Annotated in this window: 12 protein-coding genes and 1 pseudogene; all 13 read left to right on the forward strand. The window is 71.3% G+C overall.

Annotation, left to right across the window (positions count from 1 at the left end; genetic code table 11):
* Positions 1 to 130: pseudogene (locus ACIQRW_RS24660) on the forward strand (IS481 family transposase); the annotation flags it as partial.
* A gap of 172 nt (positions 131 to 302) precedes the next feature.
* Positions 303 to 1,346: an agmatine/peptidylarginine deiminase gene (locus ACIQRW_RS24665; RefSeq protein ID WP_403764094.1), complete on the forward strand. Its 1,044-nt coding sequence runs from the start codon at positions 303 to 305 to the stop codon at positions 1,344 to 1,346.
* Positions 1,343 to 1,957, forward strand: coding sequence for a TetR/AcrR family transcriptional regulator (locus tag ACIQRW_RS24670; protein ID WP_403764096.1), 615 nt, complete (start codon positions 1,343 to 1,345; stop codon positions 1,955 to 1,957). The genes ACIQRW_RS24665 and ACIQRW_RS24670 overlap by 4 nt, the downstream gene beginning before the upstream one ends.
* Positions 1,958 to 2,265: 308 nt before the next feature.
* Complete coding sequence (cimA, locus tag ACIQRW_RS24675) at positions 2,266 to 3,873, forward strand: citramalate synthase (protein WP_403764098.1); 1,608 nt, start codon at positions 2,266 to 2,268, stop codon at positions 3,871 to 3,873.
* 300 nt (positions 3,874 to 4,173) lie between these two features.
* A complete protein-coding gene (locus tag ACIQRW_RS24680) occupies positions 4,174 to 5,148 on the forward strand; it encodes a LacI family DNA-binding transcriptional regulator (protein ID WP_403764099.1) in 975 nt (324 codons plus the stop codon).
* 88 nt (positions 5,149 to 5,236) lie between these two features.
* Positions 5,237 to 6,916, forward strand: coding sequence for an ABC transporter substrate-binding protein (locus ACIQRW_RS24685; RefSeq protein ID WP_403764101.1), 1,680 nt, complete (start codon positions 5,237 to 5,239; stop codon positions 6,914 to 6,916).
* A 27-nt stretch (positions 6,917 to 6,943) separates the two neighbouring features.
* Positions 6,944 to 8,062: an ABC transporter ATP-binding protein gene (locus ACIQRW_RS24690; RefSeq protein ID WP_403764103.1), complete on the forward strand. Its 1,119-nt coding sequence runs from the start codon at positions 6,944 to 6,946 to the stop codon at positions 8,060 to 8,062.
* On the forward strand, positions 8,059 to 9,039 hold the full coding sequence (locus ACIQRW_RS24695; protein ID WP_398616003.1) for an ABC transporter permease: 981 nt from the start codon (positions 8,059 to 8,061) through the stop codon (positions 9,037 to 9,039). The genes ACIQRW_RS24690 and ACIQRW_RS24695 overlap by 4 nt, the downstream gene beginning before the upstream one ends.
* A gap of 59 nt (positions 9,040 to 9,098) precedes the next feature.
* Positions 9,099 to 10,103: an ABC transporter permease gene (locus ACIQRW_RS24700; protein WP_403764105.1), complete on the forward strand. Its 1,005-nt coding sequence runs from the start codon at positions 9,099 to 9,101 to the stop codon at positions 10,101 to 10,103.
* Positions 10,100 to 11,116, forward strand: coding sequence for an ABC transporter ATP-binding protein (locus ACIQRW_RS24705; protein WP_403764107.1), 1,017 nt, complete (start codon positions 10,100 to 10,102; stop codon positions 11,114 to 11,116). The genes ACIQRW_RS24700 and ACIQRW_RS24705 overlap by 4 nt, the downstream gene beginning before the upstream one ends.
* Before the next feature lie 66 nt (positions 11,117 to 11,182).
* Positions 11,183 to 12,595 carry a GH1 family beta-glucosidase gene (locus tag ACIQRW_RS24710; protein ID WP_403764109.1) on the forward strand — a complete coding sequence of 471 codons (1,413 nt, stop codon included), beginning with the start codon at positions 11,183 to 11,185 and terminating at the stop codon, positions 12,593 to 12,595.
* A gap of 66 nt (positions 12,596 to 12,661) precedes the next feature.
* Entirely contained in the window at positions 12,662 to 15,769 is a 3,108-nt protein-coding gene (locus ACIQRW_RS24715) for a glycoside hydrolase family 3 N-terminal domain-containing protein (protein WP_403764111.1), read from the forward strand.
* Positions 15,770 to 15,826: 57 nt separating this feature from the next.
* Complete coding sequence (locus ACIQRW_RS24720) at positions 15,827 to 17,209, forward strand: hypothetical protein (RefSeq protein WP_403764113.1); 1,383 nt, start codon at positions 15,827 to 15,829, stop codon at positions 17,207 to 17,209.
* Positions 17,210 to 17,257: the final 48 nt, after the last annotated feature.

Raw genomic sequence — 17,257 nt, forward strand, 5'->3', positions numbered from 1 at the left:
CTCGAACGAGGAGCGGACCCAGGCCCTGGCAGACTTCCTCCACACCTACAACCACCACCGCTGCCACACCGCACTCGGAGGCCAGCCCCCGATCACCCGCGTCAACAACCCTGCGGGTCAATACACCTAGGGCTCTCGTCCGGGCTCCCGCCCAGGGATCGGGCCGCACCCGTCTTGTCGCCGGTGCGGCCTTTTTCCTGCCCGAGGAATAGAGCGTCGCTCTAAAAGATTGGGCCGAAACTTTCCTGCCGCTTCGGAGCACCGTTAGAGTGACACTCTAACCCCCTCGCTCAGGAGCCCCCATGCCCGTCGCCCCCGCCCCCTTCCGTATGCCCCCCGAGTGGGGCCCCCACGAGCGCACCTGGATGGCCTGGCCGGGGCCCAACCCCACCTTCGCCTCCGACGCCGAGCTGGACGAGGCCCGCCGCGCCTGGGCCGGTGTCGCTCGGGCCGTGCGGCGCTTCGAGCCGGTGACCGTGGTCGTCGGGCCCGGTCAGGAGGAGGGGGCGGCGGCGCTGCTCGGGCCGGACGTGGAGCTGGTCGTGCGGCCGCTCGACGACGCCTGGATGCGGGACATCGGCCCCACCTTCGTCACCGACGGCCGGACGCTCGCCGCCGTCGACTGGACGTTCAACGGCTGGGGCGCCCAGGGCTGGGCCCGCTGGGAGCACGACCAGCACATCGCCCGGGCCGTCGCCGAGCTGGCCGCGGCCCCCGCCCACAGCTCCCCGCTCGTCAACGAGGGCGGCGCGATCCACGTGGACGGCGAAGGCACCGTCCTGCTCACCGAGACCGTCCAGCTCGGCGCGGAACGCAACCCCGGCTGGACTCGGGAGCAGGTCGAGGCGGAGGTCCACGCCCGCCTCGGCACCGAGAAGGCCATCTGGCTGCCCCGGGGGCTGACCGGCGACTACGGGACGTACGGCACGCTCGGCCATGTCGACATCGTCGCCGCCTTCGCCCGCCCGGGCACCGTGCTCGCCCACGTCCAGCCGGACCCGGCCCACCCCGACCACGAGGTCACCCGGGAGAATCTGGCGATCCTCCGGGCCGCCACCGACGCCAGGGGGCGCCCTCTGGAGGTCGTCGAGGTGCCCGCGCCCACCGTGCTCCGCGACGAGGACGGGCAATGGGTCGACTACTCCTACATCAACCACTACCTCTGCAACGACGCCGTGATCCTCTGCGCCTTCGACGACCCGCGCGACGAAGAGGCCGCCGCGATCTTCCGGGGCCTCTTCCCGGACCGTACGGTGACGCCGGTCGACGCCCGTACGATCTTTGCCGGCGGTGGAGGCATCCACTGCATCACCCAGCAGCAGCCGAAGGTCCGAGCGAACCCATGACCCGCGCCCCCCGCCGTACCCACCACGCCGCCCCGCCCCGCGATGACGTCCTCGCCGCCGCCATGGCCACCGTCGCCGAGCGCGGCCTCGACGGGCTGACCATGGCCGGGCTGGGGCGGGAGGTGGGGATGAGCAGCGGGCACCTCCTCTACTACTTCCGCACCAAGGACGAACTGCTCCTCCAGACCCTGGAGTGGAGCGAGCGGCGCCTCGGGGCCGAGCGCGGCGCCCTGCTCGCCCGGCCGGGGACGGCCCGCGAGCGGCTGGACGCGTACATCGACCTCTACCTGCCCGCCGGGCACCGCGACCCCCACTGGACGCTCTGGCTGGAGGTCTGGGGCCGCTCGCAGAACGCCGACGACGACGCCCGCTCCCGGCAGGCCGCGATCGAGGGCGTCTGGCACCGTGACCTGGTGGCGCTGCTCGCCGAGGGGGTCTCGCGCGGCGAGTTCCGGCCGGTGGACGCCGACCGGTTCGCCGCCCGGCTGCGGGCGCTGCTCGACGGGTTCAGCATCCATGTGACCGTCGGGATCCCGGGGACGGGCCGCGAGCAGGTGCTGACGCAGGCGGCGGAGTTCCTGGACGAGACGCTGGCACGGGGCGCTCACTGAGCGATGCGACCAGCGTCACGACCGCATCCTGAGACACCGCAGTCACGGGGCCGTCGCTGTGCGAGACTGCCTCCGTGTCCTCGTTCGTCATGATTATTGGCAGCAGGCGCGCCGGTCCGCAGTGACCGCCCCGTACCACCCTGTACGGCGCGGCCATCGTGCCCCAGACCCGCGCGCAGACCTCTCGCACCCGCGAGGGGTTTTTTCGTTTTCCGGCCCGCACCCGGGCTGGGCGGAGCGCGCGAGATGATGGGGGCAAGTGGAGCCCGATCGTCCGGATCCACTCATCCGACAGGAGTCAGATCAGCATGACCACCAAGGCCAACGCCACCGACGACAGTTTCCATGTCTTCGACACCACACTGCGCGACGGTGCTCAGCGTGAGGGCATCAACCTGACGGTCGCCGACAAGCTGACCATCGCCCGTCATCTGGACACCTTCGGTGTGGGGTACATCGAGGGCGGCTGGCCGGGGGCCAACCCGCGCGACACGGAGTTCTTCGCCCGCGCCCAGCAGGAGATCACGTTCGAGAACGCCCAGCTCGTGGCGTTCGGCGCCACCCGCAGGGCCGGCGGCAGCGCGGCCGAGGACCCCCAGGTGAAGGCGCTCCTGAGCTCCGGCGCCCCCGTGATCACGCTGGTGGCCAAGGCGCACGACCGGCATGTGGAGCTGGCCCTGCGCACCACCCTGGAGGAGAACCTGGAGATGGTCCGCGACACCGTCTCCCACCTCCGCGAGCAGGGCCGCCGGGTCTTCGTGGACTGCGAGCACTTCTTCGACGGCTACCGCGCCAACGCCGAGTACGCGAAGTCCGTGGTCCGCACCGCGTACGAGGCGGGCGCCGAGGTCGTCATCCTCTGCGACACCAACGGCGGCATGCTCCCCGCCCAGGTCCAGGCCGTCGTCTCCACCGTCGTCGCCGACACCGGCGCCCGCCTCGGCATCCACGCCCAGGACGACACCGGCTGCGCCGTCGCCAACACCCTGGCCGCCGTGGACGCCGGCGCCACCCACGTCCAGTGCACGGCCAACGGCTACGGCGAGCGGGTCGGCAACGCCAACCTCTTCCCGGTCGTCGCCGCCCTGGAACTCAAGTACGGCATGAGGGTGCTGCCCGAGGGCGCGCTCGCCGAGATGACCCGCATCTCGCACGCCATCGCCGAGGTCGTCAACCTCACCCCCTCCACCCACCAGCCGTACGTGGGTGTCTCGGCCTTCGCCCACAAGGCCGGGCTGCACGCCTCCGCGATCAAGGTCGACCCCGACCTCTACCAGCACATCGACCCCGAGCTGGTCGGCAACACCATGCGGATGCTGGTCTCCGACATGGCGGGCCGTGCCTCCATCGAGCTGAAGGGCAAGGAGCTCGGCATCGACCTCGGTGACGACCGAGCCCTGGTCGGCCGGGTCGTGGAGCGGGTCAAGGAACGCGAACTCCAGGGCTACACCTACGAGGCCGCCGACGCCTCCTTCGAACTGCTGCTGCGCGGCGAGGTCGAGGGCCGGGCCCGGCGCTACTTCCGTACGGAGTCCTGGCGGGCGATCGTCGAGGACCGCCCCGACGGCACCCACGCCAACGAGGCCACCGTGAAACTCTGGGCCAAGGGCGAGCGGATCGTCGCCACCGCCGAGGGCAACGGCCCGGTCAACGCCCTGGACCGGGCCCTGCGCGTCGCCCTGGAGCGGATCTACCCGCAGCTCGCCAAGCTGGAGCTGGTCGACTACAAGGTCCGCATCCTGGAGGGCCGCACGGGCACCGAGTCCACCACCCGCGTGCTCATCACCACGGGTGACGGCACCGGCGACTGGGCGACCGTGGGGGTCGCCGAGAACGTCATCGCCGCCTCCTGGCAGGCATTGGAGGACGCGTACACCTACGGCCTGCTGCGCGCGGGCGTCGAGCCCACGGAGTAGCCCGCCGGGAACGTACCCGCGCGAGAGCCGCCGCCCGTCACCGGGTGGCGGCTCTCGCGCGTTCAAGAGGTGAACGCACAACACTCCCTGCCAGGTGGGCAGATGGGTCCGGACCAATCTCGGCGTGAAGTATTGACGGCCCCGTATCGGCGCGGTTAACTCCAGCCGCAACGCCGGTACCGGTTCCGGAACCGGTACCGAACGCGTCGGCGGACGTGCCGCAGCCCTGCCCGCCGCACTGCCCCACCCTGCTCCCACCTGCTCGTTCCCCCACCCCTGCCTGGTCCCGTGGAGGCCCGGATGCGTGTCACCATCGCCGATGTCGCCCGTGAGGCCGGCGTCAGCAAGACGACCGTGTCGCGGGTCATCAACACCAAGGGCGAGGTGGACCGCTCCACAGCGGCCCGTGTTCGTGAAGTGATCGCACAGCTCGGCTACGTACCCAGCTCCGGAGCCGTCGGTCTCGCCCGCGGTTCCAGCCGTACGGTCGGCATGCTCGTGCCCTCGCTGACCTGGCCGTGGATGGGCGAACTGCTCCAGGGCGTCGTCGACACCGTCGAGGCCGCCGACTACGGGCTGCTGCTCTTCACCTGCAACCGCGGGGCCGAGTCCGTCCAGCGCTTCACCAGCCAGGTGTCCGCGCGCGCCTTCGACGGGCTCGTCGTCGTCGAGCCCGAGAACACCCTCGGCCACCTCACCGAACTGCACCGCGACGGCCTGCCGATCGTGCTCATCGACGATCGCGGCCACCACCCGGAATTCCCCTCCGTCGTGACCACCAACCACGAGGGGGGCGCGTCCGCGGCCCGCCACCTGCACGCCGCCGGACGCTCCCGGCCCCTGGTCCTGACCGGCCCGCAGAACTTCGGATGTGTACGGGACCGGCTGGACGGATTCCGTTCCGTGCTGCCCACCGAACTGGTCGTCGAAGGAGACTTCACCGAACGCGGCGGGCGGCTCGCCGTCGAGGAACTCCTCGCGCGCGGCGTCGCGTTCGACTCCGTCTTCGCGCACAACGACATCAGCGCGGCGGGCGTGCTCCGCGCCCTGCGGGCCGCCGGTCGCCGGGTCCCGGACGACATCGCCGTCGTCGGCTTCGACGACATCCCGATGGCCGAACACACCGAACCGCCCCTGACCACCGTGCGCCAGCCCACCCGCCGGATGGGCGAGACGGCGGCCCGAATGCTGCTCTCCCACCTCGGCGGCACGCCCGTACCGGACGGACCGGCCGTGCTGCCCACCGAACTGGTCGTGCGCCACTCGGCGCCGTGACGGACCCGGCCGCACGGCCGCGCCCCGCTTCGCCCCCTTCCGCCCGCCGGGATCTCTCCGACCCCGGCAGCCCCTTCCTGGAGTCGCCATGTCCGCACGCCGTCGCACCACCCTCAGAGCGGTCGCCGCAGCCACCGTCGTGGTGGCGCTCGCCGCCGGTTGCTCGAACGCCAACTCGGGTGCCAACAAGGGGGGCGGCGCCGCGGGCGGCGTACTGACCCTGGGCAAGCCGGACGGGCCGCAGACGAACAACAGCAACCCGTTCCTCAACACCTCGGCGGGTGCGGTCCTCGGCTACCGGTACATGATCTACGAGCCGCTGGCCATGACGAACATGATCAAGCCCACCGAGAAGGCCGACCCCTGGCTCGCCTCCGAATGGGCCTGGGAGGACAACTTCACCAAGGTCACCTTCACCCTCGACGAGAAGGCGAAGTGGGCCGACGGCAAGCCGCTGACGGCCGCCGACGTGGAGTACACCTTCAACCTCCTCAAGAAGCACTCGGCGCTCAACTGGAACGGCATCCCCTTCGACGGGATCGCGGTCGAGGACGGGAAGGTCGTGCTGACCTTCGAGGAGTCCCAGTTCGTCAACCAGAACAAGATCATCCAGACCTTCATCGTGCCCAAGCACATCTGGGAGAAGGTCGAGAACCCGGAGACCTGGCCCAACCGCACCCCGGTCGGCTCCGGACCGTACAAGCTCAAGACGTTCACCCCGCAGACCACCACCCTGACCGCGACGCCGAGCTACTGGAACGGCACCACGAAGGTCAAGGAGCTGCGCTACACCGCGTACAACGACAACAGCGCCGCCACCACCGCGCTGGCCACCGGCAAGGTCGAGTGGTCCTTCGTCTTCATGCCGAACCACAAGCAGCTGTTCATCGACAAGGACCCCGAGAACCACCAGCTCTGGTTCCCCTCCGGCCTCGGCATCCACGGCCTGTGGTTCAACACCGCCCGCAAGCCCTTCGACAACCCGGCGCTGCGCAGGGCGATGGCGATGGTCGTCGACCGCAAGGCCATCCACATCCAGGCCCAGGCCACGCTCTACCCGGAGATCACCAACCCGACCGGCATCCCGCTCCCCGCCGGTGAGCCCTTCCTCGCCCCCGAGTACCGGGACGCCACCACCAAGCCCGACGTCGCCGGGGCCAAGAAGGTGCTCGACGAGGCCGGGTTCACCCTCAGCGGCGGGGTGCTGAAGGACCCGGACGGCAAGCCGGTGAAGCTGACCTTCACCGACCCGGCCGGCTGGAACGACTACATCACCGGGCTCGCGATCATCAAGGACAACATCAAGGAACTCGGCATCGACGCCAAGGTCAAGACGCAGACCGCCGAGGCCTGGGGCGCGGACGTCGCCAACGGCAACTTCGACGCCACCCTGCACTGGACCAACAGCGGCGCGACCCCCTACGACATGTACCAGAACATCATGGACGGGGCGATCCTCCAGCCCATCGGCAAGAGCTCCCAGCAGGGCAACTTCGGGCGCTTCAAGAGCCCCGAGGCCACCGCGGCGCTCAAGGAGTACGCCAACGCCACCGGGGACGAGGCCCGGACGAAGGCCCTCAACACCATCCAGAAGATCTTCGTCGAGGAGGCGCCCGTCATCCCGACGGCCGCCGCGCCCATCGGAGCCGAGTACTCCACGAAGAACTGGATCGGCTGGCCCACCGAGGCCAACCCGTACGCCCCGCCGCAGCACACCCAACCCACCGCGCTGGAGATCGTGCTCAACCTCAAGCCCTCCTCCAAGTAGGCACGGGGAAGACGGGAAGAACCGGCCATGACAACCAGCGACCAGCCCGGGCACGTGCCGTCCGGCACCGATGTGGTGCTCGAAGCGCGCGGAGTCACCAAACACTTTCCCCTGCGACGCACCGCCCGCGACCTGTTCGCCCGCCGGCGCCGCAGCGTCCACGCCGTCGACGACGTCTCGCTCCGGCTGAGACGCGGCACCGTCACGGCCCTGGTGGGGGAGTCCGGCTCGGGCAAGTCCACCGTCGCCCGCCTGCTGGCCCAGCTCCATCCGCTCACCTCGGGCGAGATACGGCTGGGCGGCGAGCCGGTGGTGGCCGGTCGCGGCCGGTCCTTCCGCCGCTACGTACGCCGGGTCCAGCTGATCTTCCAGGACCCCTTCGCCTCGCTGAACCCGGTGCACACCGTGCGCTACCACCTGACCCGCGCCCTGAAGATCCACGGCCGGGCGGGCAGCGGGGAGGCGGAACTGGAACAGAACCTGGCCGACCTGCTGAACCGGGTCCAGCTGACCCCGCCCCAGCAGTTCCTGGACAAGTTCCCGCACGAGCTGTCGGGCGGGCAGCGCCAGCGCGTCGCGATCGCGCGGGCGCTCGGCGCGGACCCGCAGGTCCTCCTCGCCGACGAACCCGTCTCGATGCTCGACGTGTCGATCCGGCTCGGCGTCCTCAACCTGCTCCGCGACCTCAAGGAACGCCTCCACCTGGCGATCCTCTACATCACCCACGACATCGCCTCCGCCCGCTACTTCGCCGACACCACCCTCGTGATGTACGCGGGCCGGATCGTCGAGGGCGGCGACAGCGAACGCGTCACCCAGCACCCCGCCCACCCCTACACCCAGCTCCTGATCGCCTCCGCACCCGACCCCGACCGGATCGTCGCCGAGGAGGAACAGGAGGAGACCGGCACCGGCGAGCCGCCCTCCCTGATCACCCCGCCCGCCGGCTGCCGCTTCCACCCCCGCTGCCCCAAGGCGATGGAACGCTGCCGGACCGAACTCCCGCCGCGCTTCGACCTGCCCGACGGGCAGTGGGCGGCCTGCTGGCTCTACGACGGGGCGGCGACGGGACGAGCCGCCGCGTACGGCGCGGCCGCGCCCGCCACCGGCGTCAACGGCCCGGCCACGAAGGAGGCCACCCGGTGAAGTACATCCTCCAGCGCCTCGCCTTCTACGCCGTCACCGCGTGGGCCGCGATCACCATCAACTTCCTCATCCCCAGGCTCATGCCGGGCGACCCCGTCCAGGCCCTCCTCAGCCGCTATCAGGGGCAGCTCGACACCAAGGCCATCGACTCCCTGAAGGCCCTGTTCGGCCTCGACGAGCAGCAGTCGATGTGGCAGCAGTACACCGACTACTGGGCCCACCTCCTCGACGGCGACCTCGGCCTCTCCTTCACCTTCTTCCCCACCCCGGTCAGTGAGGTCATCGGCCAGTCCCTGCCCTGGACCCTGGCCCTGGTCGGCATGACCACGCTGATCAGCTTCGTGCTGGGCACCGGTATCGGCGTCTACAGCGGCTGGAAGCGCGGCTCCTGGCTCGACTCCCTGCTGCCGGTCACCACCTTCATCTCCTCCATCCCGTACTTCTGGCTCGGCCTCGTCGCCATCGCCCTGTTCGCCGAGAAGTGGTCGCTGTTCCCGAACTCCGGCGGCTACGACAACGCGCTCGTCCCGGCCTTCGACTGGCCGTTCATCTCCAGCGCCCTCTACCACGCGGTCCTGCCCGGCGTGACGATCGTCCTCAGCGCGGTCGCCGGCTGGATCCTCGGCATGCGCAACATGATGGTCACCGTCTCCTCCGAGGACTACGTGATGGTGGCGCAGGCCAAGGGACTGTCCGAGCGGCGCGTGATGTTCGGCTACGCGGCCCGCAACGCGGTACTCCCCAACATCTCCGGCTTCGCCCTCTCCCTCGGCTTCATCGTCGGCGGCACCCTGCTCGTCGAGATGGTCTTCACCTACCCGGGCATCGGCTTCCAGTTGCTCCAGGCGGTCGGCGGCAAGGACTACCCCCTGATGCAGGGCGTCTTCCTGATCATCACGCTCTCCGTCCTCGCGGCGAACCTGCTGGCCGACCTCGTCTACGCCGCCCTCGACCCCCGTACCCGGAAGGAGGCGTGACCGTGCCCGACCCCGCCGTCCGCGCCGCCCGACCCCGTACCCGGAAGGCCTGAGGCCCCATGTCCGTCACCGCCACCGATGTCGCCGTCCTCGACGGCGCACCCCCGCCCGCGGCGCCCACCCGCCGGGCCCGGCTCCGGTTCCTGCGCGGCGGGAAGACCCGCACCGGGCTGATCCTGTTGGCGTTCTTCGTCCTGCTGGCGGTCGCCGGGCCCTGGCTCGCCCCGTACGACCCCGACGCGATGAGCGACCAGCTGCTCCAACCGCCCTCCGGCGAGCACTGGTTCGGCACCACGCACACCGGGCAGGACGTCTTCTCGCAGATCCTCGTCGGCACCCGGGGCGTCCTGGTCGTCGGGCTGCTGGCCGCCGTCATCGCGACCGCCCTGTCCGTCCTCATCGGGGTCAGCGCCGGATTCCTCGGCGGGGCCGTCGACGAGATCCTCTCCGCGCTCTCCAACATCTTCCTGGTGCTGCCCGGACTCCCGCTGATCATCATCGTCGCGAGCTTCGTCCCCGACACCGGGGACATCGTCATCGCCGTCGCCATCGCCCTGACCTCCTGGGCCTGGGGAGCGAGGATCCTGCGCGCCCAGACCCTGTCGCTGCGCCGCCGCGACTACGTGGAGGCCGCCCGCGCCACGGGCGAGTCGACCCCCCGGATCATCCTCTTCGAGATCCTGCCGAACCTCACCGCCGTCATCGCCTCCGGCTTCGTCGGCACGGTCATCTTCGCGGTCCTCACCGAGATCACCCTCGCCTTCATCGGCGTCGCCGACATCTCCCACTGGAACTGGGGCACCGTGCTCTTCTGGGCCCAGTCCAACCAGGCCCTCGCCCAGGGAGCCTGGTGGTGGTTCGTCCCGGCCGGCCTCTGCATCGCCCTGCTGGGCACCGCGCTCGCCCTCATCAACTTCGGCATCGACGAGTTCGTCAACCCCCGCCTGCGCACCGCCACCGGATCCTCCCGGAAGGTCAAGATGCGCGTCGGCTTCACCCCCGTGGCCCGGAAGACCCCCGGTGCGGGCCACCCCGGGCAGAGCAGCAAGGAGCCGCGCCCATGAGCGCCGAGCCGGTCCTGACCATCAGCGGACTCAACGTCGACTACGGCACCGACAGAGACGCCGTCCACGCCCTGCGCGACATCGACCTGACCCTCCACCGCGGCGAAGTCCTCGGCCTCGCGGGCGAGTCGGGCTCGGGCAAGTCCACCCTCGCCTACGCGGTGACCCGGCTGCTGTCCCCGCCCGGCGTCATCACCGGGGGAGAGGTCCACTACCACCGGCCCGGCGGCGACCGCGTCGACATCCTCTCCCTCGCCCCGCACCAGCTGCGCGCCTTCCGCTGGCAGGAGCTGTCCATCGTCTTCCAGGGGGCGATGAACTCCCTCAACCCGGTGCACACCGTCCACAGCCAGCTCACCGACGTCCTCGCCGCCCACCGGCCCGAACTGAGGAAGCGCCAACGCACAGCAAGGGCTGAGGAGTTGCTCAGCCTGGTCGGCATCTCCGCCGACCGGCTCGCCGCCTACCCGCACCAGCTCTCCGGCGGCATGCGCCAGCGCGTGATGATCGCCATGGCGCTCGCCCTGGAACCCGAGATCGTCATCATGGACGAGCCGACCACCGCGCTCGACGTCGTCATGCAGCGGCAGATCCTGCGACGACTCGTCCAGTTGAGGGAACAGCTGAACTTCTCGGTCGTGTTCATCACCCACGACATCTCCCTCCTGATCGAATTCTCGGACCGGATCGCGATCATGTACGGGGGCCGCATCGTGGAGGAGGCGGGTGCGGCGGAGATCTACCGCGACCCCCGCCACCCGTACAGCGACGGGCTGCTCCACTCCTTCCCCGCGCTCCACGGCCCCCGGCGCGAACTGACCGGCATCCCCGGCTCCCCGCCCCACCTCTCCGCGATGCCCACCGGCTGCGCCTTCCACCCGCGCTGCGGCAAGGCCTTCGAGCCGTGCGCCGCCGAGATCCCGACGCTGACCCCGCCCACCGCCGAACCCGGCCGCGCGGTCGCCTGCCACCTGCACACCACCCGCCACGGAACACCGGGGGCCGCCCGCTGACCGCACGCGCCGCGCCCTGCCGCCCACGTACGCCTACGCCCACGTCTCTACGCCTACGGAGCCCCGATGAACCTCGCCCCCACCCCGCAGCGACTCCTCCGTCCGGCCCCGGTGCGAGGGCTCCCGACCGACTTCCGCTGGGGCGTCGCCACCTCCTCGTACCAGATCGAGGGAGCCGTGGCCGAGGACGGCCGCACCCCGTCCATCTGGGACACCTTCTGCCGGGTGCCTGGGGCCGTCGAGGGCGGCGAGAGGGGCGATGTGGCCTGCGACCACTACCACCGGATGCCCGAGGACGTGGAGCTGATCGCGGGCCTCGGCATCGACACGTACCGCTTCTCGCTCGCCTGGCCCCGCATCCAGCCGGGCGGCCGGGGCCCCGCCAACGCCAAGGGCCTCGACTTCTACAGACGCCTGATCGACGAGGTGCAGGGGCGCGGGATCACCCCCTGGATCACCCTGTACCACTGGGACCTGCCGCAGGAGCTGGAGGACGCGGGCGGCTGGCCCGCGCGGGACACCGCCCTGCGCTTCGCGGAGTACGCGGCCCTCGCGTACGAGGCCTTCGGCGACCGGGTCGAGCACTGGACCACGCTGAACGAGCCCTGGTGCTCGGCGATGCTCGGTTACGCCTACGGCCTGCACGCCCCCGGCCGCCGCGACCTCGGCGACGCCATGGGCGCCGTCCACCATCTGCTCCTGGGCCACGGTCTGGTCGCCGGCGCACTGCGGGACGCGGCCGGGAGCAACCCCCTGGAGCTGGGCATCACCCTCAACCTGGGCACCGCCACCCCCGAGACCGACAGCGCGGCCGACCGCGAGGCGTGCCGCCGCGCCGACGGCATGGGCACCCGGCTCTACCTCGACCCGCTCGTCCACGGCCGCTACCCCGAGGACGTCGTCGCGGACCTGGCCGCCCAGCACATCGAACTCCCGGTCAGGGAAGGCGATCTGGCCGCCATCGCCGCCCCGCTCGACGTCCTCGGCGTCAACTTCTACCGGGGCATGCAGTTCTCGGGCGTCGCCGAGGACGGATCGGCCGCCGGGGCCGACGGCCTCCCCGTCACCCGGGTCGTGGAGCGCGACCTGCCCCGTACCGCGATGGACTGGGAGATCACCCCCACCGAACTCACCGACCTGCTCGTGCGGTTGCAGCGCGACTACGCCCTGCCGACCGTCATCACGGAGAACGGCGCCGCCTTCGACGACACCGTCGCCGCCGACGGCTCCGTCCCCGACGCCGACCGCACGGCCTACCTCGCCGACCACATCGCCGCAGTCGTCGCCGCCCGCGCGCAAGGGGCCGACGTCCGGGGCTACTTCGCCTGGTCGCTGCTGGACAACTTCGAGTGGGCGTACGGCTACGACAAGCGGTTCGGCATCGTCCGGGTGGACTACGACACCCAGGTCCGCACACTCAAGGACAGCGCCAAGTGGTACCGCGACACGATCCGCCTCACCCGCCGCGAGCGCGCGTAGGGCCTGCCGACAGCCCTGACCCGCCGGCCCGTTCGGGCGACCGACCCGAGAAGAGAGCGCTCCCAGATGCCCCGTACACCGCACCTCCGCCCCCGGCCCCGGACGGGCCGGAGCAGAACCGCGACGGCCGCCCTCGCCGCCGTGGCCGTGCTGGCCACCCTGCTCGCCGGATCGGCCACCGGACCCGCCGCGGCGGCCGATGAACCGGCCCCCGTCCTCGTCGACCGCTTCGAGGGCGAGGTGCCCCTCGGCGGTCAGCCGCCCGCCGACGCCCTCTTCACCTGGGGCGGCGACGCGGACGACCACCCGAAGCTGAAGCTGGCCGAACGCGCGGACGCCCCCGAGGGCGGACACGTCCTCGAAGGCTCCTACGACATCAGCGCGTACGGCGGCTTCAGCCACGAGTTCGCCGCCGACACCCCGCCGCGGGACTGGACCGCCCACCAGGGCGTCCGCTTCTGGTGGTACGGCCAGAACACCGCGCCCCTGCCGCCCGGCTCCGGCAAGAAGATCAACTTCGAGATCAAGGACGGCGGCGCGAACGGCGGCGCTTCCGAGCTGTGGACCACCTCCTTCACCGACGACTGGGAGGGCTGGCACCTGGTCGAGATCCCCTTCGCCGACTTCGTCTACCGGGCCGACTACCAGCCCGTCGGCGGCATCGACCAGCTCCTCGGCCTCAACGAGATGTGGGGTTACGCCCTCACCCTGCCCGGCGGCGCGCCCGGCACGTTCGCGATGGACGCCGTCGAGCTGTACGGCAAGGCGGACCCGGCCCTCACCGCGAGCGTCGTCACCGACTCGCCGGTCCGGCCGGTGAAGAACGGCGACCGTGCCGATATCAGCCTCTCCGTCGCCACGACCGGCTCCGTGCCCACGGAGGAGCCCGTCACCGTCACGTACACCACGAAGGGCGGCACGGCCGAGGCCGGGAAGGACTACACCCCGGTCACCGGCAGCCACACCTTCCCCGCGGGCACCGCTGCCGGCACCACCCACCGGATCACCGTCCGCACGGCGAAGGCGTCGAAGCCCGCCGGGGCGAAGACGATCCCGCTGGAGCTGACCGTCACCGGCGCCAAGGCCCCCAAGGAGAACCCGCAGGTCGTCATCGACGCCCACGGGCTCCCGTACCAGAACGCGAAGCTGCCCGTGAAGCAGCGGGTGGCGGATCTGCTGGGGCGCATGTCGCCCGCCGAGAAGGCCGGCCAGATGACCCAGGCCGAGCGCAACGCGCTCCGCGCCCCCGGTGACATCGCCGCCTACGACCTCGGTTCGCTGCTCTCCGGCGGCGGCTCGGTCCCCACCCCCAACACGGCGGCCGCCTGGGCGAAGATGACCGACGCCTACCAGCTGCGCACCCGGACCACCCGCTTCCAGATCCCGCTGATCTACGGCGTGGACGCGGTGCACGGGCACAACAACGTGGTCGGCGCGACGATCATGCCGCACAACATCGGCATCGGCGCGGGCCGCGACCCGAAGAGCGCGGAGCGGACCGGCGCGATCACGGCGAAGGAGGTCCGCGCCACCGGCGTCCCGTGGGACTTCGCCCCCTGCGTCTGCGTCACCCGCGACGAACGCTGGGGCCGCTCCTACGAGGCGTTCGGCGAGGACCCCGCCCTGGTCGAGGCCATGGAGACGGTCATCCAGGGCATGCAGGGCAGTCCGTCCGGCAAGGACCTGCACCGCAACGACAAGGTGCTGGGCAGCGCCAAGCACTTCGTCGGCGACGGCGGCACCGCGTACGGCTCCTCCACCACCGGCTCGTACACGGTCGACCAGGGCGTCACCGAGGTCACCCGCGAGGAGCTGGAGGCCGTTCACCTCTCCCCGTTCGAGGAGTCGGTGAAGCGGGGCGTCGGCACGGTCATGCCGTCGTACTCCTCGCTGGACGTCCTGGGCGATGACCAGGGCCCGGTGAAGATGCACGCGAACGCCGAGATGATCAACGGCGTCCTCAAGGACCGGATGGGCTTCGAGGGCTTCGTCATCAGCGACTGGCAGGCCATCGACCAGATTCCCGGCGACTACGCGAGCGACGTCCGTACCTCGGTCAACGCCGGTCTCGACATGATCATGGTCCCGACCGCCTACCAGGACTTCACGAGGACCCTGAAGGACGAGGTGGCGGCGGGCCGCGTCACCGAGGCCCGGATCGACGACGCGGTCGCCCGCATCCTCACCCAGAAATTCCGCCTCGGCCTCTTCGAGAAGCCGTACGCGGACACCACCCACCTGGACAAGGTCGGCTCGGCCGAGCACCGCGCGGTGGCCCGTGAGGCGGTGGCCAAGTCCCAGGTGCTGCTGAAGAACGAGGGAGCGGTTCTCCCGATCGAGCCGGACCAGAAGGTGTACGTCGCCGGGTCCAACGCCCACGACATCGGCAACCAGGCCGGCGGCTGGACCATCAGCTGGCAGGGGTCCTCCGGGGAGACCACCACCGGCACGACGATCCTGGAGGGCATGCGAAAGGCGGCGCGGACCCCCGAGTCCGTGACGTTCTCCCAGGACGCCTCCGCCGCCACGGACGGTTACGACGTGGGCGTGGTCGTCGTCGGCGAGACCCCGTACGCCGAAGGCATCGGCGACGTCGGAAACGGGCACGACCTGGAGCTGACGGCCGCCGACCGGGCAGCGGTCGACAAGGTCTGCGCCGCCATGGAGTGCGCCGTCCTCATCGTCTCCGGCCGCCCCCAGCTCATCGGCGACCGGCTCGGGAAGATCAACGCACTGGTGGCCTCCTGGCTGCCGGGCTCCGAGGGCGACGGCGTCGCCGACGTCCTCTACGGCAGGCGGGCCTTCACCGGACAGCTCCCGGTGACCTGGCCGAAGTCGGAGGCCCAGCTCCCGATCAACGTGGGGGACACCGCCTACGACCCGCAGTTTCCGTACGGCTGGGGCCTGACCACCCTGAAGAAGCCCCCGGTCGGCGGTGAGCCGGCCCTCGCTGCTCTCGCCGTCGCCGCCCGGGCCGCCGAGAAGGCGCACCTGGGGAAGACCCCGGCGGGCAGGGCGATCGTGGACCGGGCCCGGCTGCTGGTCCAGCGGAAGATCGACGGGGCGTTCACCCAGGAGGTCTCGAAGCCGTTCGCGGAGGCGGACCACCTGCTGCTCACCGGTGATCTGACCGGGGCGGTGGACAGGCTGCGCACGGCGTACCGGGCGGCGTAGGAAACGCGCTCCCAGGCGGGCGACGACGTTCGTCGCCCGCCTGGAGTAGCGTTAAGTATGAGGAAAAGGCTCTTCCCCGCGCTGCTGGCGGGCCTGCTGCTCATCTTCGCAGCGGCGGCCCTCGCCCTGACCTCCCCCGCGTCGGCCGCGCCCGCCGCGACCATCCAGGACGCCGCCCAGGCCCTGCGCGACGACCCGGTCTACGTGGACCCGGGCGCTCGCGATCAGCTCTCCGTCGCTGACGAGAAGGCCCTGGAGAACAAGATCACGGACGCCGGCAAACCGGTGTTCGTTGCCGTCCTCCCCGATACCCCGGCCTTCCCCGCGGAAGGCCTCCTCCAGACCCTGCGCAGCGACACCGGCATCACCGGCGTCTACGCGATACGCCTCGGCGACGGCTTCGACGCGGGCGCGGACCCGCAGGTCATGCCCACCCGAGCGGTCGACAACCTCACCGCCGCCGTGGAGAGCCCCACCACCGCCGGCAACGCCGACACCCAGCTCAACGCCTTCGTCGACCGCGCCGTCGAACAGGCCCGGGGCAGCGCCCCCGCCTCCTGGTCCGGCGGCTCAGACGGTGCGGACGGGGCCGGAGCCCCGGTCGGCGGCCTGATCACCCTCGGCGCGCTGGTCGCGGCGGGCGGCGCGGGCGCGTTCGCGATCTCCCGCCGCAACAAGCGCCGCCAGGAGGAAGAGGAGCGCGCCGCGCTCGACAAGCTCCGGGTCGTCGTCGACGAGGACATCACCGCGTACGGCGAAACCCTGGAACGCCTGGACTTCCACCCGGCTGAGAAGGGCGCGGACGACACCATGCGCGCCGACTACGAACGGGCCCTGGACTCCTACGAGAGCGCCAAGACCAAGATGGAAAGGGCCACACACCCCTCGGACGTCCGGGGAGTCACCCGGTCCCTGGAGGACGGCCGCTACTCCCTCGCGGTCCTGGAGGCCCGCCGCACCGGCGCGGAGATCCCGGCCCGCCGCCCGCCGTGCTTCTTCGACCCGCGCCACGGCCCCTCGGTCGCCGACGTGCTCTGGACCCCGTCCGGCGGCGCGTCCCGCGAGGTCCCGGTCTGCGGCGCGGACGAGGCGCGGCTCACCCGGGGCGAGGACCCGATGAGCCGTACGGTCGACGTCGGCGACGGCAACCGCCGCCCGTACTGGGAAGCGGGCCCGGCGTACGGCCCGTGGGCCGGCGGCTACTTCGGCGGTGGCCTGCTCCCCGGCCTCCTGGTCGGCACCATGCTCGGCTCGATGCTCGCGACCCCGGCGTACGCCTCCGAGTACGGCGGCGGTGACTTCGGCGGCGGCGCGGGCGGCGACTGGGGCGGCGGTGACTTCTCCGGCTCCGACTTCGACGCCTCGGGCTTCGGCGGGGGCGGCGGTTTCGGCGACGGCGGAGGCTTCGGGGGCGGCGGCTTCGACGGCGGCGGATTCTGAGCGTTCGTCGCCGCCCTCCCGCGCCCGGGGCCCGGCGGATCCCCGCAG

It is taken from the genome of Streptomyces sp. NPDC091287, assembly GCF_044768525.1.
Classification (GTDB): Bacteria; Actinomycetota; Actinomycetes; order Streptomycetales; family Streptomycetaceae; genus Streptomyces.

Coding starts and splice junctions, on each gene's coding strand:
- ACIQRW_RS24705 (WP_403764107.1), top strand. CDS start 10,100: ATGAGCGCCGAGCCGGTCCTGACCATCAGCGGACTCAACGTCGACTAC.
- ACIQRW_RS24710 (WP_403764109.1), top strand. CDS start 11,183: ATGAACCTCGCCCCCACCCCGCAGCGACTCCTCCGTCCGGCCCCGGTG.
- ACIQRW_RS24720 (WP_403764113.1), top strand. CDS start 15,827: ATGAGGAAAAGGCTCTTCCCCGCGCTGCTGGCGGGCCTGCTGCTCATC.
- cimA (WP_403764098.1), top strand. CDS start 2,266: ATGACCACCAAGGCCAACGCCACCGACGACAGTTTCCATGTCTTCGAC.
- ACIQRW_RS24690 (WP_403764103.1), top strand. CDS start 6,944: ATGACAACCAGCGACCAGCCCGGGCACGTGCCGTCCGGCACCGATGTG.
- ACIQRW_RS24700 (WP_403764105.1), top strand. CDS start 9,099: ATGTCCGTCACCGCCACCGATGTCGCCGTCCTCGACGGCGCACCCCCG.
- ACIQRW_RS24670 (WP_403764096.1), top strand. CDS start 1,343: ATGACCCGCGCCCCCCGCCGTACCCACCACGCCGCCCCGCCCCGCGAT.
- ACIQRW_RS24715 (WP_403764111.1), top strand. CDS start 12,662: ATGCCCCGTACACCGCACCTCCGCCCCCGGCCCCGGACGGGCCGGAGC.
- ACIQRW_RS24680 (WP_403764099.1), top strand. CDS start 4,174: ATGCGTGTCACCATCGCCGATGTCGCCCGTGAGGCCGGCGTCAGCAAG.
- ACIQRW_RS24685 (WP_403764101.1), top strand. CDS start 5,237: ATGTCCGCACGCCGTCGCACCACCCTCAGAGCGGTCGCCGCAGCCACC.
- ACIQRW_RS24665 (WP_403764094.1), top strand. CDS start 303: ATGCCCGTCGCCCCCGCCCCCTTCCGTATGCCCCCCGAGTGGGGCCCC.